Here is a 24,176-nt window from a genome sequence, read left to right on the forward strand (position 1 = left end):
ATGCCCGCGATCGAGTGTCACACCACGCTGAAGCACACCGACTTCATCATGCGGAACCACCGGGTGCACGACGTGTCCGTCATGCCCGGGGTGACGTTCCTCGATCTGGTGTTCCGCACGCTGATGGCGACCGGGCGCGACCCTGGGGACATCGTCCTGCGCGAGGTGCTGTTCACCGAGGCGATCGTCACCAAGCCGGAGGCCGACCGGGAGATCCGCGTCACCGTCGACGGCGCCGACGTGCGGGCGGAGAGCCGCTGGAGCAGGGACGGGACGCCGCTGTCCGGCTGGCGGCGGAACTTCACCGGCAAGGTGGGCACGCCGAGCGGCCCCGAGCCCGGCCCGATCGACCTGGACGCCCTCCGCCGCGGCACCCGGCGGCACGGCGACATGGAGGACCTGTACGCCCGCGCCAGGGCCGAGGACATCAGCCACGGCGCCCCGATGAAATGCGCAGGACGGCTGCACCACGGCGACGGCTACCTGCTCGCCGAGCTGCGGCAGGACGCGCCCGCCCCCGGCCACGAGGGCTTCCACCTGCACCCCGCCCGCCTGGACGCGGCCACCCTGGCCGGGCTGGGCCAGACCCAGGCGTCGGGGCGGGAGCCGTTCATCCCGGTCTACATCGCCGAGTTCCGCGCGCCCCGGCGGCTCGGCGCGGCCTTCCACGTGTACGCCCCGCGCCCGGAGAGCATCGCGCCGTCCGGCGACGTGATCACCAACGACTTCGGCCTCTACGACGAGCGGGGGCGCTTCGTCGCCGGGTTCGGCGGGCTGTCGTGCAAGCGCATCAGGTCGCCGCGACTGATCGAGCGGCTGCTCGACGACCCGGCCCGCCCGGAGCAGCCGTCCGCCACCGGCCACAACGGCTCCGGCGACCTGGTCGGCCGCCTGCGCGAGCTCGTCGCCGGGCCGCTCGGCCGCCCGCCCGGCGAGGTGCCCACCGGGACCGGCTTCTACGACCTCGGCCTGGACTCGGTCACGCTCGTGGACATCAGCGAGCGGCTGGAGAAGATCGTCGGGCGGCGGCTCTACCCGACCCTGCTCTTCGAGTACGGCGACATCGACAGCCTCGCAGCCCACCTCTCCTCCGCCTACGACCTCACCCCGGGGGAGCCGGAGCCCGAGCCGGGCGAGACGCGCTGCTTCCGCGACGTGTGGGTGCCGCAACCCGAGGACGGCGACGACCCCGGCGAGTACCGCGAGATCACCCCCGGCGCCCGGTACGACGGTTCCCGGCACCTGGTGATCCGGGCCACGCCGGGGGAGCCCGCCGACCCGTGCCTGGCCGTCTGGGAGACCGCGAAGGCCGTCCTCGCCGCGAAGCCGGAGCGGCCGGTCACCCTGACCTACGCCCACACCGGCGACGACGCAGCCCACGAGGCCGTCGGCGCGCTGGCCAGGACGATCACCGCCGAGACCCCGCTGATCCGCTGCCGCAGCATCCGCCTGGACCCGGCCTCCGCCGACGTCTCCGCCTCCTCCGGCGTGCTGCGGGACGCCTCCGCCGAGCCCGAGATCCGCTACGAGCACGGCGAACGCCTGGTGCGCCGCTGGCTCCCGGTCGAGCAGCCAGAGCCGTCCGAGCAGCCCGTGCCCGGCGGGCGCGTCCCGATCAGGAAGGGCGGCGTGTACGTGATCGCCGGCGGGACGGGCGGCATCGGCCGCCTCCTCGCCGAGCACCTGGAACGCCGCCACCAGGCCACCGCCGTGCCCGTCAGCAGGAACGCGGAGATCTCCGCCGACCTGACCGACCCGGACCAGGTCGAGCGCGCCCTCGCCACGGTCCGGGCGCGCCACGGCCGCATCGACGGCGTCGTCCACTGCGCGGGCGTCAACCGCGACGGGCTCTACCCGGGCAAACGGGCCGCCGACATCGAGGCCGTGGTGGCGGCCAAGGCCCTGAGCGTGCGCCACCTGGACGCCGCGACCAGGGACGACGACCTGGACTGCTTCGTGGTGTTCTCGTCGGTGTCGGCGTCGCTGGCCAACCCGGGGCAGGCCGACTACGCCTTCGCGAACGCGTACCTGGAGGAGTTCGCCAGGCGGCGGGCGGCGCGGCGGGACCGGCCGGGCCGGACCCTGGCGATCGCGTGGCCGTACTGGGCCGAGGGCGGGATGCGGGTCGGGCCGGAGACGGTCGAGCGCGCCCGCACGGCCACCGGGATGGTCCCGCTGCCCACCGAGGCCGCCCTCGACGTGTTCGACCGCGCCCTGAGCGGGACCGAGGACGTCCTGACGGTGCTGCACGGCGACGCGGACCGCATCCCCGCGCTGCTGCCGCCCGCCCCGCCGCAACCCTCGTCCCGCCCGGCCTCCCGGCCCGCGGCCGCCACGCCCCGCGCGGAGGCGCGGGCGGCGGGCGGCGGCGAGCCCGGCGGGGTGCGCGGCGACGAGCCCATCGCGGTCGTCGGGCTGGCCGGACGTTACCCGCAGGCCCCCGACCTGCGCGCCTTCTGGCGCAACCTGGCCGAGGGACGCGACTGCATCGAGGAGATCCCGGACGACCGCTGGAACCACGACGAGATCTACGACCCCGAGAAGGGCGCCCGTGGCAGGACGTACGGCAAGTGGGGCGGCTTCCTCGACGGCGTCGACCGCTTCGACCCCGCCTTCTTCGGCATCTCCCGCCGCGACGCCGAACGCATGGACCCGCAGGAACGGCTGTTCCTCCAGACCTGCTGGCACGCGCTGGAGGACGCCGGCCACCCGCCGGAGTCGCTGTCGGCGCAGAACGTCGGGGTGTTCGCGGGCGTCATGTGGAACCACTACCAGCTCGTCGAGGGCGGGGAGGGCGGCGTCGCCCCCACGGCCATGCACGCCTCCATCGCCAACCGCGTCTCCTACACCCTCGACCTGCACGGCCCGAGCATCGCGCTGGACACCGCCTGCTCCTCCTCGCTGACCGCCGTGCACCTGGCCGTCGAGAGCCTGCGGCGCGGCGAGTGCGACCTCGCCCTGGCCGGCGGCGTGAACGCGACCGTCCACCCGCAGAAGTACCTGCAACTCGCCCAGGGACACTGGTTGTCGGAGGACGGCCGGTGCCGCGCCTTCGGCGCCGGCGGCAGCGGGTACGTGCCCGGCGAGGGCGTCGGGGCCGTCCTGCTCAGGCCGCTCTCGCGGGCCCTGGCGGACGGCGACCACGTCTACGGCGTCATCGCCGCCACCGCCGTCAACCACACCGGCCGGACCAGCGGCGCCACGGTCCCGAGCCCGCGCTCGCAGGCCCAGCTCATCGGCACGGCGATCCGCAGGTCCGGCTGGGACCCGGCGAGCATCGGCTACATCGAGGCGCACGGCACCGGCACCTCGCTCGGCGACCCGATCGAGGTCGAGGGCATGCGCCAGGCCCTGCCGGAGGGCGCGGACTGCGCGATCGGCTCGGTCAAGTCCAACATCGGCCACCTGGAGGGCGCGGCCGGGATCGCCGGGCTGACCAAGGTGCTGCTCCAGCTCCAGCACGGGCAACTGGTGCCGTCCCTGCACGCCGACGAGCTCAACCCGAAGATCGACTTCGCCGCCACGCCCTTCCACGTGCAGCGCGCGCTCGAACCCTGGCCCCGCGCGGACGGCACACCCCGGCGGGCCGGGGTCAGCGCGTTCGGCGCGGGCGGCACGAACGCGCACGTCCTGGTCGAGGAGGCGCCCGAGCCCGCTTCCGGGCCGGGCGCGGACGGGCCCTGCCTGGTCGTGCTCTCCGCCCGTACGCCCGAGGCGCTGCGCGACTACGCCCGCGCCTGGACCCGCTTCCTGGCGGAGACCGCCACGGCGGACGGCTCCCTGCCAGGCTCCCCGGGTGGCTCCCGGGGCGGCGTCGAACGGGTGGCCGCGCTGCTCGGCATCCCCGCCGACCAGCTCGACCCGGCCGACTCGCTGGGCGACCTCGGCCTCGACCCGGCCGCGCTGATCCAGCTCGGACAGGGCCTCTCGCTGGACGACACCGTCGCCGACCTGGCCGGCCCCGGCACGGCTCTGGCCGACCTCGCCTACACCTCGCAGGTCGGACGGACCGGCATGGCGGAGCGGCTGGCGCTCGTCGTGCACGACGTGGCCGAGCTGCGGGACGGGCTGGAGGCGTACGCGGCGGGCGCGAACCCCGGCCCCGGCGTCTTCACCGGCTCCGGCGGCGAGGACGGGACGCCGTCGGCGGCGGACTGCGTCCGGCTGTTCCGGGCCGGACGGCTGGAAGAGGTGGCGGCCGCCTGGGCCGGAGGAGCCGAGGTGCCGTGGCGTGAGTGCCACGACGGCGGACGGCTGGTGTCGCTGCCGGTCTACCCGTTCCAGGAGGAGAGCTGCTGGCTCGGTCGCTGGCAGCGCGCCACCACGGCCGCCGAGGCGCCTGCCGAGCCGCCTGCCGAGCCGGCCGTCGTGGAGACGCCGGAGGAGCAGGCCGTGGAGCTCGTGCCGGACGGTGAAGGGCTGCGGTTCGAGGTGCTGCCCGACGGGGTGGCGCTGGTGGTGATGGGGTCCGGGGCGTCGATGTTCACCAGGGAGCTGATCGACGACCTCCAGGCCGCGTTCGCCGAGATCGCCCGGCGCGAGGACGTCAAGGCGGTCGTGCTCACCGGCAGCGGCAACGTCTTCAGCATGGGCGCCACCCCGGAGGCCCTGCGCACCCTCGCGGGCGGCGCGGGACGCTTCACGGACGTGCCCTTCCTGTACGAGGGGCTGCTGCGGTGCGACCGGCCGGTCGTCGCCGCCGTCCAGGGGCACGCGTCGGGCGGCGGGCTGGCCTTCGGGCTCTTCGCCGACCTCGTCATCATGGCGGCCGAGGGGGTCTACAGCGCCAACTTCATGAAGTTCGGCTTCACGCCCGGGATGGGCGCGACGTACATCCTGGAGGAGCGGCTGGGCCGGTCGGCGGCGCACGAGATGCTCTACACCGGCCGGTCCGTCACGGGTGAGGAGCTGGCCCGGCGGGGGGCCGGGGTGACCGTCCTGCCGCAGGGCGCCGTGCTGAAGGCGGCGCTCAGGCACGCCCGCTCGATCGCCGCGCTGCCGCTGCCCGCCCTGCGGGCGCTCAAGTCCGAGCTGGCCGGACGGGTGCTCGACCGGCTGACCGGCGTCATCGCGGGGGAGTCGGGGATGCACGAGCGGGTGCTGGGGGAGGAGTCACTGGCCCGCGTCGACGACTACTTCGCCAAGGTGGACACCTTCAGAGGCGACGCCCCGAAGGCGGACGCGGGCAGAAGCACGTCACCGAAGGCCGGCGCCGCCGAAGGCGGGTCCTCCGAGGCAGGGGCCGCCTCGGAGCCGGAGACCGCGGGAAGCGGGGCCGGCCGAGGCCGTGCGGAGGTCCGGCCCGTGGAGGGGGGTTCTGCGGGGGGCGGGCCTGAGCCGGGGGAGGTGCGGCGGGTCATCGAGGGCACGCTCATGAGCCACCTCTACCTCCAGGCCCACGAGGTGGACGACTCGCTGAGCTTCAGCGAGATGGGGCTGGACTCGATCGGGGCCGTGGAGATCGTCCGGGACCTGAACCGGAGCTTCGGGCTCGACCTGGACTCCGTCGCCGTCTACGACCACCCGACCGTCCCGGCCCTGGTGGAGGCCGTGCGGGAGGCCGTGGCCGCCGACGGGCTGACCGTGCCTCCGCCGCGTCCCGCCCCCGAGCAGCCCGTCCCGGAGGAGCGGCCCTTCGTGCCCCGACAACCCACCCCCGCCGAGCGGGACGAGACGCCCGAACCGGGCGGCCCGGAGGAGCGGTCGGGCCAGGTCCGGCTGCCCTCGCTCGACGGCGACCGCGCCGAGCCGGACCCCACAGCCGCCCAGCCTCCCACGCGCACCGGCACGGTCACCCTGGAGACGGTACGGCCCCCCGAAGAGCCCCCCGCCCATGAGGAGCCCTCAACAACACAAACCGGGCCCTCCGCCCGGGAGGAGACGCCCGTCCGGGAGGGGGACATCGCCGTCATCGGCATGGCCGGGCGGTTCCCGGACGCGCCCGACCTCCGGACGTTCTGGCGGAACCTGGCGGACGGCCGGTGCAGCATCCGCGAGGTGCCCACCGAGCGGTTCGACGTCTCGCGGGTGTACGACGCCGACCGCATGGCGCCGGGCCGGACGTACAGCAAGTGGGCCGCCATGCTCACCGACGTCGACGCCTTCGACGCGGCCTTCTTCAACATCTCGCCCCTGGAGGCCGAGACGATGGACCCGCAGCAGCGGCTGTTCCTTCAGGAGGCGTGGCACGCCCTGGAGGACGCCGGCTACGCCGCCAGGTCCGGCCGCAGGCCGTGGGGCTGCTTCGTCGGCTGCGGCGCGGGCGACTACGCCGGCCTGCTGGCGGCGGCCGGACGCGACGACACCGGGCACGCCTTCCTCGGCAACGCCTCCTCGGTGCTGCCCGCGCGGATCGCGTACCTGCTGGACTTCGGCGGGCCGACCATGGCCGTGGACACCGCGTGCTCGTCCTCGCTGGTGGCCGTGCATCTGGCCTGCGAGAGCATCCGGCGCGGCGAGTGCGAGGCGGCGGTCGCGGGCGGGGTGGCGGTGATGAACACCCCGAGGATGCACATCTGGTGCAGCAAGGCCGGGATGCTCTCGCCCACCGGCACCTGCGCGCCCTTCGACGAGTCGGCCGACGGCATCGTGCTGGGCGAGGGCGTCGGCGTGGTCGTGCTGAAGCGGCTGGACCGGGCGCTGGCGGACGGCGACCACGTCCACGGCGTGATCCGGGCCAGCGGCGTCAACGGCGACGGCGCGAGCAACGGCATCACCGCGCCCAGCGCCTCCTCCCAGGCGGAACTGCTGGCCGAGGTGCACCGCCGGGCCGGGATCCGGCCCGGCGCGGTGGACTACGTCGAGACGCACGGCACCGGGACCGAGCTGGGCGACCCGATCGAGGTGAAGGCGCTGGCGAAGGTGTTCGGCGCGGACCGCGAACGTCCGTGCCGCATCGGCTCGCTCAAGGCGAACGTCGGCCACACCACCATGGCGGCGGGGATCGGCGGGCTGCTCAAGACGCTGCTGGCGTTGCGGCATCGGCAGTTGCCGCCGTCGCCGGGGTTCGTCCGGGCCAACCCGAAGATCGACTTCGCGGACGGCGCGCTCGAAGTGGTCACGGAGCTGTCGCCCTGGACGCCCGGCCGCTCCGGCGAGCGGGTCGCGGCGGTGAGCAGCTTCGGCTTCAGCGGGACGAACTGCCACGTCGTGGTCGCCGAGCCGCCCTCCCGCGAACCGCGGGCCGGCGGCCGCGAGGACGTCGTCGTCCCCCTGTCGGCCTCGGACGAGCAGGCCCTGGCCCGGCTGCGCACCGGCCTGGCCGGCCACCTCGACGCCCACCCGGAGCTGGACGTGCGCGACGTCGCCCACACGCTCGCCGTGGGCAGGCCGCACCTGGCCGGGGCCCGGTGCGCGTACGTGGCCGGGGACCTCGCCGACCTGCGCGGCCAGCTGCGCGACGGCGCCCGCCCGGCACGCGGTGAGGCGGGACGCCTCGCCGAGCGGTACACCGGCGGCGACGACCTCCCCTGGGACGACCTGACGGCGGGCGGGCGGCGGGTGCCGCTGCCGGGATACCCGTTCGCGGACGACCGGCGCCACTGGATCAGCGGCGACGACCACCCCGCCGGGCCCGCCCCCGGGACGTGGATCCGCCCCGACGACCGGCTGGTCGCCGACCACCGGATCGGCGGCACCCCCGTGCTGCCCGGCATGGCCTTCCTGACGATCGCCGCCGAGCGCGGCGGGCTGTCCGGTCCGGTGCGCTTCGAGCGGGTACGGTGGCTGCGCCCGTTCGAGGTGCGCGAGGCCCGCGCCCTGGACGTGGTCGTGCGCGACGACGGCGGCTTCGAGCTGGACGGGCACGCCCGCGGCACCCTGCGGACCGGCGACGGCGCACTCGGGCGGCTGGACGTCGCCCAGGTCGAGGCCCGTTGCGCGGACAGCCGTCCGGCCGACGAGCTCTATCGCGCCTTCGGCCGCGCCGGGCTGCACTACGGGCCCGGGTTCCGGGTGCTGCGCGAGGTCCGCATCGGCGACGGCGAGGCGCTCGGCGTCCTGCGCGACGGCGCGCGCTGGGAGGCGTTGCTGGACGGCGCGCTCCAGACCGTCGCGGCGCTGCGTCCCGAGGGCGGTGAGCCCGCGATGCCGTTCAGCGTGGAGTCGGCCGAGCTGGACGGCCCGATCACCGGCCCCGCCCACGCCCACGTGACCGACGAGGGCCGGGACGGGTACACGGTCCGCCTCGCCGACGCCGCGGGGCAGGTCAGGGCCGAGTTCCGGGGGGTCGTCCTGCGGCCCCGGCCGAGCCGCCCGGTGGACGGCATGATCTTCGCCCCCGTCTGGCGCCGGACCGAGCCCGTCACTGGGGCCGGTGCGGGCGGCGGCAAGGCGCTCGTGCTGCACACCCCCGCCGCCGAGCCGCTGGCCCGCGCCCTCCTGGACACCCACGAGGACGGCCGCCTGGCCCCGCTCGCCTCACCCGCAGCGCCGGAGGAACGGTACGACACCGTGTACGTCCTCGCCCTGCCCGACCGGAGCGGCCCGCCCGCCGATGACCCCACCACCCGCGACGTGTTCCGCCTGGTCAGGCGGCTTTCCGAGCAGGGGCGCGGCGGCTGGCGGCCCACGGTGAAGGTGGTCGTCGCCGGGGCCGTGCGGGTCGGGGACGAGGAGATCGTCCCGCACGCGGCCGGTGTGATCGGACTGACCAGGGCGGTGGCCGCCGAGCACCCGCACTGGACCGTCGCCGTCATCGACGTCGGGGCCGCGCCGCAGCCGCCCGCCGACCTCGCCCGCCTGGTACGCGCCGAGAGCTGCGCCGACGAGCTGGTCGCCCTCCGCGACGGCCAGCGCCACCTCCGCGCCCTGGAACCCCTGCCCCTGACCGCCGGGCGCAGCCCGTACCGGGACGGCGGGGCCTACCTGATCGTGGGCGGGACCGGCGGGCTCGGACGCACCCTGAGCAGGCATCTGGCCGCCACCGCGGGAGCGCGGCTGGCCCTGGTCGGGCGGCGCGAGATCAGCCCCGAGATCCGCGAGCAGCTGGCCGAGATCGAGTCGCTCGGCGGCCAGGCCGTGTACCTGCGGGCCGACGTGGCCGACCAGGCCGCGTTCGGCAGGGCCGTCGAGGCGGCGCGGCAGCGGTTCGGCGAGCTCCACGGCGCCTTCCACGCCGCTCTGGTGCTGCGCGACATGACGCTCGCCAACATGGACGACGACGCGTTCGCCCAGGTGCTCGCGCCCAAGGTCGCCGGCGCCGCCGTCTTCGCCGAGGCGCTGGCCGGGCTGCCGCTCGACTTCCTGGCCTACTTCTCCTCGGCGGCCTCGTTCGTCGAGGTGGGCGGCCAGGCGAACTACGCGGCCGCCAGCACGTTCGAGGACGCCTACGCGCTGAGCCTGCCCGACCGGCCGGTCAGCGTGATCAACTGGGGTTACTGGGGCAGCGTCGGCGCGGTCTCCGGCGGCGGCTACGACGGCCGGTTCGCCGAGCTGGGCATCGGCTCGATCGAGCCGGAGGAGGGCATGGCGGCGCTGGCGTCCGTCCTGGGCTCGGGCACGCGGCAGGCGCTCGTCGTCAAGGCGGAGCCGAAGGGACTGGCCCACATCGGCGTCCGCACCCCGGACGCCGCCGCCGAGCCCGGCCGGACCGGCGAGCCCGGCGAGCTGGAACGGGCGCGGACGGCGTTCGCCGCTCTGGACGACCTGGCCCGCGCGCTGCTGCACCGGTCGGCCGACCGGGTGAGGGCCGTCGAGAACGTGCGCGCGGACCGCGGACGGCTGCGCGCCGCCGTGCTCGACCTGCTGGACGGGCCCGCGCCGCAGACGTCGCCGGCGGACGTGCTGGCCCGCTTCCCCGACCTGGAGCCGCACGTCAAGCTGCTGACCGCCTGCGTCGAGGCGCTGCCCGGCGTGCTGGCGGGGGAGCGCGACCCCATGGAGGTGCTGTTCCCCGGCGGCTCGATGAGCCTGGTCGAGCAGGTCTACAAGGGGCAGGCGGTCTCGGACCACTTCAACCGGCTGCTGGCCGGGGAGGTCGCCCGCGGCGGCCCCCGCCGCGTCCTGGAGATCGGCGCCGGTACGGGCGCGAGCACCGGCTTCGTGCTGGACGCCCTCGAAGGCCAGGACGTCGAGTACACCTACACCGACGTCTCGCCCGGTTTTCTGCGCCACGGCGAGCGGGAGTTCGGCGCCCGCCGCCCGGACCTCGTGCTCGCCCTCTTCGACGTGGAACGCGACCCGGCCGAGCAGGGCTTCGAACCCGGGACCTACGACGTCGTGCTGGCCACGAACGTCCTGCACGCCACCGCCGACGTCGGCCGGACGCTGCGCAACGCCGCCGCGCTGCTGCGTCCCGGCGGACGGCTGCTGGTCAACGAGGTGACCAGGGCGGCCGACTTCCTGACCCTCACGTTCGGGCTGACGCCGGGCTGGTGGCGCTTCACCGACGAGGAGCTGCGCCTGCCGCACAGCCCGCTGCTCGGCGCGCCGCAATGGCAGCGGGCGTTCCGGGACGCCGGTCTCACCCCCGCCCGCACCCTGGGCATCCCCGGCACGCCCGTCGCGGAGCTCGACCAGTGCGTCCTGGTGGGCGAGACGGCGCCCGCCACAGCTCCCGGCACCGGCGCCCGCGGCTACGTCAAGCGGGTGTTCGCCGAGGTGCTCAAGTACGGGAGCACCGATCTGGACGAGCGCGCCACCTTCGAGACGTTCGGCATCGACTCGCTGGTGAGCCAGAACGTCATCCACCGGTTCGAGCAGGACCTGGGGCCGCTGCCGTCCACCCTGCTGTTCGAGAACCTGACGATCGAGGAGCTGGCCGCGTACCTGGAGAACGAGCACGGCGAGCGCCTGCGCGCGGCCCTGGGCCAGGAACCCGCGCCGGAGGAGCCGGCGCGGCCCGCGCCGCGCCGCGAGCCCGCCGCGCAGGCCCTCGACATCGCCGTGGTCGCGGTGACCGGACGCTACCCGGCCTCCCCCGACCTGGACGCCTTCTGGAGCAACCTGGCGAAGGGCGCGAACTGCATCACCGAGGCGGACCGCTTCGACCTGGACGCCCTGTACGACCCCAAACGTGGACGCAAGCAGCGCACCTACAGCAAGTGGGGCGGCTTCATCGAGGGCGTGGAGCAGTTCGACGCGCCGTTCTTCGGCATCCTGCCGCGCGACGCCGAGATCACCGACCCGCAGGAACGCCTGTTCCTGGAGACCGCCTGGACCCTGCTCGAAGACGCCGGCTACCTGAGCGAGCACACCAGCCAGCCGAGCACCGGCGTCTTCGTCGGCACCATGTACGGCTCCTACGGGCGCATGGCGGCGGCCGAGGGCTGGCCGGAGGGCAGGTTCGCGGGGGCGCACTCGGCGTACTGGTCGATCGCCAACCGGGTGTCGTACTTCTTCGACCTGCGCGGGCCGAGCCTCGCCGTCGACTCGGCCTGCTCGTCGTCGCTGACCGCGGTGCAGCTCGCCTGCGAGAGCCTGCGGCGCGGCGAGTGCGCGCAGGCCATCGCGGGCGGCGTGAACCTGATCCTGCACCCCGCCCACTTCGTGGCGCTCTGCTCGCTGAACATGCTCGCCGCCGACGGCGCCTGCAAGGTGTTCGACGAGGCGGCGGACGGGTTCGTGCCGGGGGAGGGCGTCGGGGCGGTGCTGCTCAAGCCCCTGGCCGACGCCGAGCGGGACGGCGACCGGATCTACGGCGTCATCAAGGGCGCCTTCGCCAACGCCGGAGGGAAGACCGCGGGGTACACCGTGCCCAACCCGAGCGCCCAGGCCGACCTGGTCTCCGAGGCGGTCCGGCGGGCCGGGCTGGACCCGCGGACCATCTCGTACGTCGAGGCCCACGGCACCGGCACCGCGCTCGGCGACCCCATCGAGATCGCCAGCCTGACCCGGGCCTTCGGCTCCCAGGGCTTCGCGGACGCGGATCGTGTGGACCGGATGGTCGGCTCCGTCAAGGCCAACATCGGGCACTTGGAGGGGGCGGCGGGCATCGCCGGGCTGACCAAGGTGCTGCTGCAGTTCCAGCACGGCCAGGTGGCTCCCTGCGCGAACCTGGAGACGCCCAACTCCAAGATCGACTTCACCGCGTCCCCCTTCCGGCCGCCGGACCGGCTGACCGACTGGCAGCGTCCCTTCCTGGACGGCGAGACGTTCCCGCGCCGGGCCGGGGTCAGCTCGTTCGGCGCGGGCGGGGCCAACGTGCACGTCGTCCTGGAGGAGTACGTGCCCACCGCCGGGACGCCGCCGGAGCCCGCCGACGCGGGGGAGCAGGTGATCCTGCTCTCGGCGCGTACCCCAGACCAGCTCCGCGCCATGGCGGGCCAGGTCGCCGACGTCGCGGCGAGCGGGCGGGCGGGGCTGGCGGAGCTCGCCTACACCACCCAGGTGGGCCGCGCCGAGCTGCCCGAACGGCTCGCCGTCCGGGCGGCCACCCTGGACGAGCTGGCCGCCCGGCTGCGTTCGTTCGCGGGCGACGGCGAGGCCGAGGGCGTCCTCGTGGGGACGGCGGAGCCCGGCGCCGGCCAGGCTCCGCCGGAGGACGGCGCGGAGGGGCTCGGGGCCGGATGGGTCGCGGGGGCCCGGGTGGACTGGGCCGCCAACTGGCCCACCCCCCACCCGCGTCGCGTGACCCTCCCGCCCTACCCCTTCGACCGCCGCCCCTACTGGCTCCCCACCACCCCCACCACCACCCCCACCACCGCCCAGACCACCGACCAGCCCGTCGGCAAGCCTGCCGACCGACCCAGCCCCATGCCCAGACCTCCGGCCCCTCAGCCGGCGCCCGCCTCTCAGACGGGCTCCGAGCTCGCCGCCGGGCCGGCGTCCGGTCAGGGAGCGGGGGAGGCCGCCGACGGGCGTTGCACCTACCTGCGGCCCCGCTGGACACCCGCCGCACTTCCCGAAGGACCCCGGGAACCGGAAGCCCTCCTGGTCATCACCGACGACGACCAGCTCGCCGAAGCGCTCGGCGGCGCCCGACTCCACCCCGGCGACGCCCTCCCATCGGACGATCCCCCCGAACAGGCCGCCCGGCAGTTCGGCGGCCTGGATCGGACCCCCGACGCCATCGTGATCGCCCCCTCGGACCCGTTCCCCGGGACCGCCGCCTTCGACGCCCTGCTGCGCACGGCCACCGCCGTCCTGCGCGACGGGGGTCCGCTCAGGGTGGTGGTGTCCGCCGCGACCGGCGAGCCGCACCACACCGCCCTGGCCGCCGCCCTGAGGACGCTGGCCCTGGAGCACACGGCGTTCAGCGGCGTGTGCGTCACCGGCGCCACCCCGGCGCAGGTCGCGGCCGAGCTGCGGGCGCCCGCCGCCGGAACCGCTCCCGAGCAGCGGGTCTCCGAGGTCGCCTACCGCGACGGCGCCCGCCTGGTGAAGGGCATGGAGCCGTACGAGCCGCCGCCGCCCGGGCTGGACGTCCGGCCGGACGGCACGTACCTGATCACCGGCGGCGCCGGGGCCATCGGGCTGGCGTTCGCCCGCTTCCTCGCCGCGCGCGGGGCGGCGAAGCTGATCCTGACCGGACGCTCCGAGCCCGGCGACGACATCGAGCGCCGGATCGCCGGGCTGCCCGCCGTCTACGTGCGCGCCGACGTGTGCTCGGCCGCCGACCTGCGTGAGCTGCGCGACCGGTACGGCCCCTTCCACGGCGTCATCCACGCCGCCGGGATCCACCGGGACGCGCGGGCCGTGCGCAAACGTCCCGAGGACACGCGGGCCGTGCTGGAGCCCAAGATCCTGGGCACCGTCCTGCTGGACGAGGCCCTGCGCGGCCAGCCGCTGGACTTCCTGGCGCTGTTCTCGTCGGTGGCCGCCGAGACCGGCAACATCGGGCAGATCGACTACGCCTACGCCAACGCCTTCCTCAACCACTTCGCCGAGCGGCGCACGCGGCTCGGGCACGGCAGGACGCTCGCCGTCGGCTGGCCGCTGTGGGAGGAGGGCGGCATGAAGGTGGACGACGCCACCCGCCGGCTGTTCGAACGCCGCTGGGGCAGCGTCCCGATGAGCACCGCCGCCGGGCTCGCCGCCTTCGCCCGAGGGCTGGCCGGAGCCGAGACGAGCTTCGCCGTGGTCGAAGGCCCCGCCGAGCCCGCCCCCGAACCGTCCCAGCCGCCCGCGAACCCCGAATCCGAGGTTATGGAGATGAGTGAGCCCATGTCCGCGACGGAGACGACCGGGTCCGACGACCATCTGATCGAGGCGGTCCGGGCGGAGCTGCGTCGCGCGGCGGCCGGATTCCTGCTGGTGGGCGAGGAGCACGTGGACCTCGACGCCGAGCTGATGGACATGGGGTTCGACTCGATCTCCATGGCCGAGCTGGTGGACCAGGTCAACGAGCGGTACAAGCTGGACCTGCTGCCGACCGTGCTCTTCGAGGCCACCGACCTGACCACCTTCTGCGACCACCTGCTCGCCGAGCACCCGGCCGAGATCGCCGCCGCCCACACCCCACCCACCCCCGCCACCACCTCGCCCACCCCCGCCACCCCATCCGCCCCTGCCGCAGAACCTCTCGCCGCCTCCGCCGGGCGGCAGGAGGACGCCGAGCCAGGCCCGGCGCCGGAGACCGTGACCTCGCCCCCACGGCCCGGCGCCGGGACCTCCCCGACCGCCCCTGACAACCCACCGACCACAGGGACCGGCACAGGGACCGGCACAGGGACCGGCACAGGGACCGGCACAGGGACCGGCACTGCGACCGGCACGGCGACCGGCACGGCGGCTGGGAGCGCGACGGACACCCCCGCGACGGGTGGCATCGCGATCGTCGGCATGGCGGGCATGCTGCCCGGCTCCGCCGACCTGGACGACTTCTGGCGCCACCTGGCCGAGGGCCGCGACCTGACCCGCCCGGTCCCCGAGGACCGGCGCGAGCTGCGCGAGAACCCCGAGACGGCGAACGTCCGCGCCGGCTTCCTCGACGACGTGCGCTCCTTCGACGCCGCGCTGTTCGGCATCTCGCCCAAGGAGGCGGCGATGATGGACCCGCAGCAGCGGCTGTTCCTGCAGACCGTCTGGCGGGCCATCGAGGACGCCGGTTACCGTCCCGCCGACCTGGCCGGCACCAGGACGGGCCTGTTCGCGGGCGTGTCCGCGTGCGACTACGACGACCTGCTGCGCGAGCACGGCGTGCCGGTCGAGGCCCACACCGCCAGCGGCGTGGCCGACTGCATCCTGGCCAACCGCGTCTCCCACCTGCTGGACCTGCGCGGCCCGAGCGAGGCGGTCGACACCGCCTGCTCCAGCTCCCTCGTCGCCCTGCACCACGCGGTACGCGCCATCGAGGACGGCGAGTGCGACGCGGCCATCGCCGGCGGCGTCAACCTGACGCTCAGCCCGGGGCTCTACATCGCCTTCGCCAAGTCCGGCATGATCAGCGAGGACGGCGTCTGCAAGACGTTCGACGAGCGCGCCGACGGCTACGGCCGGGGCGAGGGCTGCGGAGCCGTCCTGCTCAAGCCGTTGCGGACGGCGCTGGCGGACGGTGACCAGGTCCTCGCCGTGATCAGGGGCAGCGCGGTCAACCACGGGGGCCGGGCCAGCTCGCTCACCGCGCCCAACCCCGAGGCACAGGCGCGCGTGCTGGTCGACGCCTACCGCAAGGCGGACGTCGATCCCGCCCGCGTCACCTACATCGAGGCGCACGGCACGGGCACCAGGCTCGGCGACCCGATCGAGATCGAGGGCATGAAGAAGGCGTTCGCCCGGCTGTACGCCGACCGGGGGCGGCCCGCGCCGGACGTCCCGCACGTGGCGCTCGCCACCGTGAAGACCAACATCGGCCACCTGGAGGCGGCGGCCGGCATCGCCGGGCTGCTCAAGGTGCTCCTCTGCATGCGTCACGGGGCGCTGCCGCCGACGATCCACTACGAGCGCCCCAACCCGTACGTGCGGCTGGAGGGCAGCCCGTTCACCATCAACACGCGGCTCACGCCGTGGGACGGGCCGGACCGGGTGGCGGGGGTCAGCTCGTTCGGCTTCGGCGGTACGAACGCGCACGTGGTGCTGGAGGCGTACCGGCAGCAGGTCCCGCCGGAGAAGGCGGGGGAGCCGCGGGTGCTGGTGCTGTCGGCGGCCCGCCGGGAGGCCCTGGAGGAGTACGCGCGGAACGTCGCCCGGTACATCCGGGAACATCCGGAGATCGGCCTCGACCGCATCGCCTGGACCCTCCAGAACGGACGCCGCCACCTGTCCGAACGGCTCGCCGTGGTGGTCAGCGATCGCGAGCAGGCGGTACGGGCGCTGAGCGGCGAACCGGCGGGCGTGCACAGGGGCACCGCCCGCAGGGACGCCCCGGCGCCGTGGGGCACCGGGCCGGAGGACCTGGCCGAGGCGTGGGTCTCCGGCAGCGAGGTGGACTGGCAGGGGGTGTGGCAGGGGCCGCGCCCGGTACGGGTCTCGCTGCCCGGCCCGCCCTTCGCCCGCGTCGAGCACTGGTTCACCGCGCCCGAGCCGTCCCGCGCCGCCGCCCCGGCCGCCACCGCCCCGGCCGCCGCGGCTTCGGACGGCGGGGTCGTGCGACGGACCAGCGACGGGAAGGTGCGCCTGCGCGCCGCCAAGGGCGGCCGGACGCCCGACGCCCCAGCCCCCGCCGCCGCCGAGCGGGCGGAGGCCGCGCGGCTGGACGAGACGCCGGTCGCGCCCGCCGGAAGCGCCGGCGGGCCCGCCGGGGTGGAGGAGATGCTGCGCGAACGGCTCTCCACGATCCTGGACGCCGACCCCGCCGGCGTGGACGTGGACACCCCCTTCGAGGAGCTGGGACTCGACTCCATCTTCCGGATGGAACTGGTCAAGGCGATCAACACCGCCTTCTCCCTCGACCTCCAGGCAGCCGAGCTGTACGAGTACGACACGGTGGACCGGCTCGCCCGCGCCGTCGAATCAGCCATCACCGACTCCGCCCGCGCCCAAAAACCGCAACCGAAACCGGCCCCGAAGCGCGCCACCGAACCGGCCTCGAAACCGGCCCCGAAACCCGCGCGAAAGGCCGCAGAACCGGCCCCGGAGCGCACCCGCACGCCCGAGCAGGCGCAGGCGCCCAGCCCAGCGCGAGCCAAGGCCCCCGAGCCGGCGCAGGAGAAGGCAGGCACCCTGGAGGACCAGCTCGCTGACCTGGTCGGCACGATCATCGAGCGCCCGCTCGACCCCGCCCGCAGCTTCGCCGACAACGGCCTGACCTCCTTCGAGATGCTGCGCGTGGTGAGCGTCCTGGAGAAGCAGGTCGGCGCGCTGCGCAAGACCCTCCTGTTCGACCACCCCACGCCCGCCGACCTGGCCGCCCACCTGCGCGACGAGCGCGGCGCAGAGTCCGTGCAGCCCCCGCAGCAGCCGGACGGACCGGCCCCGTTCGAGACGAGGGCGCGCGACGGCGAGCCGGCCGTGCTGCTGAAGCGGGACCTGCACCGGCACCCGGACCTGCGGGACCTGGTCGCAGACATCGACCGCCGCCACGCCAAGGAGGGCGGCCTGGCCGGACGCGACATCGCGCCGCTGGCCTTCATCGGCTCGGCGCGCAAGGGCTACCTGCACGTCTCCGAGAACGGCGGCAACCTGCTGGCCTGGAGTTACGCCGGCTCGGAGGAGTACTTCCAGGAGCTGGTCGAGGAGTACACCGCCTACGCGCGGGCGCGCGGCCTGCGGCCCAACTTCCTGTCCCTCCTCCCGGTGCGCGAGGTGGCCGGGGAGCCGTACAGCGCGACGCCGTTCGGGGCCGTGCAGCGGCTCGACGACCTGGGCTCCTTCACGCTGAAGGGCGGCCGGATGGAACGCCTGCGCTACATGGTGCGGCGCTTCTGCAAGGCGGGCGAGTGCCGGACGGCCGAGTACCGCTCGGGCGAGGACCCCGCGATGGACCGCAGGCTGGCCGGGCTGGTGGACGACTGGGCCGGCCGCAAGCAGATGGTCAACCCGTACGTGTCGGTCGTCCGGCGGGAGATCGAGGAGGGCCGCCTGGACGACAGGCACCGCGTCTTCGTCACCTACCTGGACGACGAGGTGGCCAACGCCGTCGTCATCACGAAGATCCCGTCGGAGAACGGCTACCTGCTGGACGTCGAGTTCTACCCGAAGGGCATGCCGCTCGGCGGGCTGGAGTTCGCGATCGTGCAGATCATCGAGCGGCTCGTGGAGGAGGGCTGCACGATGTTCAGCTTCGGCGCCAGCTTCGGCGTGGAGACGGAGGAGTCGGCCAACGCCGCCCCGGACGTGCGCCAGGCGCTGGACGAGCTGCGTTCCGCGGGCATCTTCGGCGAGGGGAACTTCCAGTTCAAGAACAAGTTCCGGCCGGTGAACGTGCCCATCTACCTGTGCCAGCCGGAGGGGGAGGACCGCACCCCGGTCTCGGAGATCATCCTCATGATCGCCGACCCGGACCTGCGCCCCGCCACCACCGAGGAGCCCGCAGAATCCAAGCCCGCAGAATCCAAGCCCGCAGAAGCCAAGCCGGCAGGGGACAAGCCGGATATGGCCGGACTGCTGAACCGGTACGGCGGCGAGCCGGCCCGCGTCCCCGCCCACCACGTCACCACCGACCTGATCACCGACTCCTGGGCCGAGCTGGACGCCCCCTGGATCGCCGAGCGCCTGCGGCGCCTGACGGAACGATCGGCCGCCCGCCCGGACGCCGAGATCGACGGCCTGCCGTTCCCCTTCGTCGTCCCGACGGGCTCCGGCCGGGCGGCCGAGGCGCTGCTGTGCCGGTCGTGGCCGGGCCGGCGCGGGCGGGTGCTGCACAACGGCCTGTTCCCGACCTGGTTCCTGAGCCTGGCCGACAACGGCTTCAAGCCGGTCGAGCTGCCCGGCGGCCCGGAGATCGACATAGAGGCGCTGGAGGCGGAGCTGGCCGGGGACGAGCCGGTGTCGTTCGTCTGCGTGGAGGTGGCCAACAACGCGGCCGGCGGCGCGCCGACCTCGCCGGCGAGCCTGCGCGCGGTCAAGGAGGCCGCCGCCCGGCACGGCGTCCCGCTGGTGATCGACGGCGCCCGCGTGGTGGACAACGCCGTCGCGGTCGCCGACGGCCGGGACGTGTGGGAGGTCGTCGGCGAGCTGCTCGAACTGGCCGACAGCGCCACGATCAGCCTGTCCAAGGACTTCGGGGTGCCGTTCGGCGGCCTGCTCGCCACCCGCGACGACGCCCTGCGCGAGCGGGTCGCCGAGCGGCTGGAGACCTGGGGCAGCGACGTCGGCCTGGCCAACCGCCGGATCATGGCGGCCGCCCTGGAGGACCGCGAGACGGTGGCCGACCAGGTCCGCGCCCGAGCGGACGCGGTGGCGGCGCTCCGGCAGGGCCTGTCGGAGGCAGGCGTCGCGCTGGAGGGCCCGCCCGGCGGTCACTGCGTGCTGCTGAAGGACGCCGACCACGTGCGCATCTTCCGCGAGACGGGCATCAGGGGCGCTCCGCACTTCGGCCGCGAGGGCGTGGTGCGCCTGGCGGTGCCGGTCGGCCTGAGCGTCGAGGAGGCCAAGGACGCCGCCGCCCGCCTGGGCGCCCTCCTCGGCGCCGACGCCTCGCAATCCGCCCGCCGGAAGGCCGACGCCCCGCAAGCCGCCCGTCCCAAAGGCCGGAAGCACGAGACCAGGAGCAACCCCGACCACCCCAACCTGGCGATCCTGCGCGAACACCACCCCGACGTCGAGCACGAGATCGTCACCACCGCGGACGGCGACGTCGAGCTGTTCAGCGCCGGCTCAGGACCGGCCCTGCTGCTCATGCACCCGTTCAACATCGGCGCCGGCGTCTACGCCCGCCAGTTCGAGGGCCTGGCCCACCGCTACCGGGTGACGAGCGTGCACCATCCGGGGGTCGGCGCGACCACGGCCGCCGCCGACCTGTCGCTCAGCGGCCTGGCCCGGCTCTGCCACGACGTGGCGGGCGGCCCGGCGCACGTGGCCGGGGCGTCGTTCGGCGGGCTGGTCGCCCTGGCGTACGCGCTCGACCATCCCGACGACACCGAGTCGCTGATCCTGATCGGCAGCTCCTGCCGCATCGGCAACCGGGTCGGCGACATCGACAAGCTGGAGGTGGTGGCCACCCAGGACTTCGACCGGGTCATCGAGGGCAGCGGGTCCAAGCGGCTGCGCAAACGGCGGGACGCCCTGATGCGGCTGCTGCTGCGCGCCGAGAGCATGGCCCCGCAGGTCGGCCTGCGCTACCTGGACGTGTTCGCCGAACGCCCGGACCTGGGCGACCGGCTGCCGGAGATCCGGGCGCGCACGCTGATCGTCCAGGGCCGGTACGACACCGTCATCCCGGCCAAGACCGCGCACCTGCTGCACGCCCTGATCCCCGACTCCCGGTACGAGGAGATCCCCGACGCGGGTCACTTCCCGCAGCTCACCAGCCCCGACCACGTCAACCGGCTGATCTGCGAGTTCCATGATGAACAGAATTGACGACAGCACCGTGACCAGGACCGAGCTGGTCAAGCCAGGGATGTGCGGGCCCAGCTCGCTGTTCATGGGCGAGGTCGGCGACTGGACCTGGGACACGGTCAGCGCGCTGTGCGGCACGAACGCCTTCGACGCGCGCAACGCCGCCGGCGACCCGACGTACCTGTCGTTCTACTACTTCCACGTCAGGGGCAGCCGCGACCTGCACGTCAACGCGCTGACGTTCGGCGACGAGCTGGAGGTCACCTCCCGGCTGTTCGGCTTCGGCAGCGAGTCGGTGCTGGCCCTGCACCGGATCGGCCGCGGCGGCGGCCGGACGGGCGAGCTCGACCCCGACCGCTTCTACGCCTTCGACGACCCCGGCTGCATCTACGTCGAGACCTTCAACCGCTGGATCTCGCGCAGCGCGCCCGGCAGCAACGAGGGGCTGGTCAAGTCGTCGCCGGTGGACTTCAGGCACGAGCACCTGCCGACGCTGCCCGGCGCGTACTCGCCGCGGAAGATCTACGGCCACGCGCGGAGCACCGGCACGTTCCTGGCCCGCAAACCGGACGACCCGGTCACGTTCACCGCCGACTACCCGGTGGAGCCGTCCAGGGACCTCAACGGCGTGGGCCTGCTCTACTTCGCCTCCTACTTCGCGATCGTCGACTGGGTGCTGCTGCGCTTCTGGCGCAGCCGGGGGATCGGCGTCGCCGACTTCCTCCGGCGGGTCGTGCTCGACCAGCGGCTGTGCTACCTGGGCAACGCGAACGCCGACTCGGTGCTGCGGGTGAGCCTGGAGTGCTGGCCGGCGCCGGAGGACGAGAACGAGGAGATCGTCAACCTCGTCATGGAGGACCGGGGCCGCACGATCGCGGTCAGCACCCTGCGCGTTCTCAGGAGGGGAGACACCGATGACGACGCGTGAACACGTCGAGGGCGTCGTGCACAAGACGATCGACGAGATCCTGCCCGGCGTCGAGATCGACGGCCGGGCGCACCTGAAGGACCTGGGCGCGGACTCCGTGGACCGGGTCGAGATCATCCTGGCCGTGCTCGACCGGCTCGGCGTGCGCGAGCCGCTGTCCTCCTTCGGCGGCGTGCCCAGCATCGACGCCCTGGTCGACTTCCTGTGGGAGCGTGTGAGGTGAACGTCGGAATCGAGGCACTCAACGTCTACTGCGGCCTGGCCCAGATCCCGGTGCCGGAGCTGTTCGAGGGGCGCGGGCTCGACGCCGAGCGGCTGGGCAACCTGATGATGCGCAACCGCTCGGTCGGCCTGCCCTTCGAGGACCCGGTGACCAACGCCGTCAACGCCGCCCGGCCGATCGCCGGCGACGACCGGATCGAGATCCTGATCACCTCCACGGAGTCCGGCCTCGACTACAGCAAGTCGGTGGCCTCCTATGTGCACGAGTACCTGGGGCTGCCGAGGAGCTGCCGGGTCGTGGAGGTCAAGCAGGCGTGCTACGCGGCCACGGCGGCCGTCCAGCTCGCCGCAGCGTACGTCGCCTCGGGCGTGTCGCCCGGCGCGAAGGCGCTGGTGATCGCGACGGACGTGGCGCTGGTGGACGAGCGCGCCGCCTACGCCGAGCCCGCCATGGGCGCCGGGGCGGCGGCCGTGCTGATCAGCGACCGGCCGCGCGTCCTGGACCTGGATCTGGGGGCGTTCGGCAACCACAGCTACGAGACGATGGACTCGGCCCGGCCGGGGCCGACGTTCGACATCGCCGACTCCGACCGCTCGCTGTTCGCCTACCTCGACTGCCTGACGAGCTGCCTGGCCGGCTACCGGTCCAGGGTCGAGGACGCCGACTTCGCCACCACCTTCGACCATCTGGCCATGCACACCCCGTTCGCCGGGATGGTCAAGGCCGCGCACCGCAAGCTGATGCGCGAGTCGGGCGGCGGCACGGCGTCGGTCGAGGAGGACTTCGAGCGGCGGGTGCTGCCCTCGCTCGCCTACCCCAGACGCGTGGGCAACCTCTGCTCCGGCTCGGTCTACCTGGCCCTGGCCAGCCTGATCGACCACGCCACCCTGGACGGCCCGGCCCGGGTCGGCCTCTACTCCTACGGCTCGGGCTGTTCCTCGGAGTTCTTCAGCGGCCTGGTCGACGAGGAGTCGGCGAGCACGCTGGCCGCGATGCGGATCGGCGAGCACCTGGACGGCCGCTGCGAGCTCGGCTTCGACGAGTACGCGGCGCTGCTGCCCGAGACCCTGACCTGCCTCGTGCCGGAGCGGGACAGGCAGGTCGACGTGGACGCGTACGAGCACCTGCTCGCCCGCGCCCGCTTCGACCGCGACCTCCTGGTGAACACCGGGACGAAGGACTACCACCGAACCTACGAATGGCTGGCACCATGACCAATGCGGAGATTTTCGAGACCGTCAAGCAGAACGTCCTGAGGGTGCTGCCGGACCTGCGGCCCGGCGACGTGACGACCGAGGGCACCCTGACCGACCTGGGCGCGAACAGCGTCGACCGGGCCGACGTGGTCACCATGAGCATGGAGGACCTCGGGCTGACCGTGCCGGTGTCGGAGTTCCAGGAGGTGCACGACATCCGGTCCCTGGTGGACCTGCTGGCGAGGCATTCATGAAGGTCGTCGTCACCGGCATGGGCATCGTCTGCTCGATCGCCTCCACCGTCCCGTCGTTCACCAGGGCGCTGCGGGCCGGACGGTGCGGGATCGGGCCGGTGCCCGACCCCGGCGACGGCGGGCCGCGCCTGGCCGCCCTGGTCAAGGGCTTCCGCTTCCGGGAGGCGGTGGCGGCCCGCCGCCGCCTGCCCGAGGAGATCGTCCGCAACGCGCTGCGGGCGGCCAACCGCTCGCCGCAGCCGCTGCAGATGGACCTGGTCGCCGCCATGCAGGCGTACGAGCAGGCCGGGCTGCACGAGGCGCGGGCCGACCCCGAGCGGATGGGCCTGGTCGTGGCCGGGCACAACCTCAGCTCCGGCTACGCCCACGACCTGCACCCCAAGTACGAGGACAACCCCGCCCACCTGCCGGCCAGGTTCGCGCTGCACTTCATGGACACCGACCGGGTGGGCACGCTCAGCCAGGTGTTCGGCATCAGGGGCGAGGGCTACACCGTGGGCGGCGCCTCGGCCAGCGGGAACGTCGGCATCATCAACGGCAGCCGGCTGGTGGAGTCGGGGGCGGTGGACGTCTGCCTGGTGGTGGGCGCCATGACCGACCTGTCGCCGATGGAGAAGCGCGGCCTGGCCACGCTCGGGGCGGTCGCCGGCGTCGAGGAGCCGCAGCAGGCCAGGTGCCGGCCGTTCGACGAGGAGCACGAGGGGTTCGTGCCCGGTCAGGGCGCCGGCTGCGTCGTGCTGGAGAGCGCCCGCTCGGCCGCCGCGCGCGGCGCGCCGGCGCTGGCCGAGCTGTGCGGCTACGACCTGAAGCTGGACGCCAACAGCCTGCCCGACCCGCGCGAGGAGGGCGAGGCCAAGGTGATGGTCAACGCCATGGCCAACGCGGGCGTCGGGCCGCGCGACATCGACTACGTCAACGCCCACGCCACGGCGACGCCCAGCGGCGACGTGGCCGAGCTGGCCGCGCTGCGCAGGGCGCTGGGCGACAGCTTCGGCCGGCCGTGGGTCAACTCCACCAAGGGGCTGGTCGGCCACTGCATGTGCGCGGCCGGCGTGGTGGAGGCGATCGCGACCGTGGTGCAGATGCGCCGCGGCTTCGTCCATCCCAACCTGAACCTGCGCCATCCGATCAACCGCGACTGCCGGCTCGCACCCGGCAGGCTGCGGGCCGCCGACATCCGTTACGCGCTGTCCAACAGCTTCGGGTTCGGCGGCTTCAACACCTGCATCGTCCTCGGACGCGAGCGTTGACCGACG

General features: G+C 74.2%; 6 protein-coding genes. All 6 read left to right on the forward strand.

Features of this window, described 5'->3' with window-relative positions; genetic code table 11:
• Genes AB0J46_RS28470 through AB0J46_RS28495 form a run of 6 tightly spaced genes read left to right on the forward strand, consistent with a single transcriptional unit; the run spans position 1 to position 24,170 of the window.
• The gene (locus AB0J46_RS28470; RefSeq protein ID WP_364337104.1) at positions 1-20,340 is read left to right on the forward strand and encodes an SDR family NAD(P)-dependent oxidoreductase; all 20,340 of its coding nucleotides are present in this window, start codon (positions 1-3) and stop codon (positions 20,338-20,340) included.
• Positions 20,324-21,247 (forward strand): LnmK family bifunctional acyltransferase/decarboxylase, encoded by a 924-nt coding sequence (locus tag AB0J46_RS28475; protein WP_364337106.1) that lies wholly within the window; start codon positions 20,324-20,326, stop codon positions 21,245-21,247. The genes AB0J46_RS28470 and AB0J46_RS28475 overlap by 17 nt, the downstream gene beginning before the upstream one ends.
• Positions 21,234-21,470 carry a phosphopantetheine-binding protein gene (locus tag AB0J46_RS28480; RefSeq protein ID WP_352327369.1) on the forward strand — a complete coding sequence of 79 codons (237 nt, stop codon included), beginning with the start codon at positions 21,234-21,236 and terminating at the stop codon, positions 21,468-21,470. The genes AB0J46_RS28475 and AB0J46_RS28480 overlap by 14 nt, the downstream gene beginning before the upstream one ends.
• Positions 21,467-22,684 (forward strand): hydroxymethylglutaryl-CoA synthase, encoded by a 1,218-nt coding sequence (locus AB0J46_RS28485; RefSeq protein ID WP_364337108.1) that lies wholly within the window; start codon positions 21,467-21,469, stop codon positions 22,682-22,684. Before AB0J46_RS28480 ends, AB0J46_RS28485 begins: the two co-directional genes overlap by 4 nt.
• On the forward strand, positions 22,681-22,920 hold the full coding sequence (locus AB0J46_RS28490; RefSeq protein WP_358298245.1) for a phosphopantetheine-binding protein: 240 nt from the start codon (positions 22,681-22,683) through the stop codon (positions 22,918-22,920). The genes AB0J46_RS28485 and AB0J46_RS28490 overlap by 4 nt, the downstream gene beginning before the upstream one ends.
• Entirely contained in the window at positions 22,917-24,170 is a 1,254-nt protein-coding gene (locus AB0J46_RS28495; protein WP_358298243.1) for a beta-ketoacyl synthase N-terminal-like domain-containing protein, read from the forward strand. The genes AB0J46_RS28490 and AB0J46_RS28495 overlap by 4 nt, the downstream gene beginning before the upstream one ends.
• Positions 24,171-24,176: the final 6 nt, after the last annotated feature.

Source organism: Nonomuraea sp. NPDC049758, from assembly GCF_040674635.1.
Lineage (GTDB): Bacteria > Actinomycetota > Actinomycetes > Streptosporangiales > Streptosporangiaceae > Nonomuraea.

Coding starts and splice junctions, on each gene's coding strand:
- AB0J46_RS28470 (WP_364337104.1), top strand. CDS start 1: ATGCCCGCGATCGAGTGTCACACCACGCTGAAGCACACCGACTTCATC.
- AB0J46_RS28475 (WP_364337106.1), top strand. CDS start 20,324: ATGATGAACAGAATTGACGACAGCACCGTGACCAGGACCGAGCTGGTC.
- AB0J46_RS28480 (WP_352327369.1), top strand. CDS start 21,234: ATGACGACGCGTGAACACGTCGAGGGCGTCGTGCACAAGACGATCGAC.
- AB0J46_RS28490 (WP_358298245.1), top strand. CDS start 22,681: ATGACCAATGCGGAGATTTTCGAGACCGTCAAGCAGAACGTCCTGAGG.
- AB0J46_RS28495 (WP_358298243.1), top strand. CDS start 22,917: ATGAAGGTCGTCGTCACCGGCATGGGCATCGTCTGCTCGATCGCCTCC.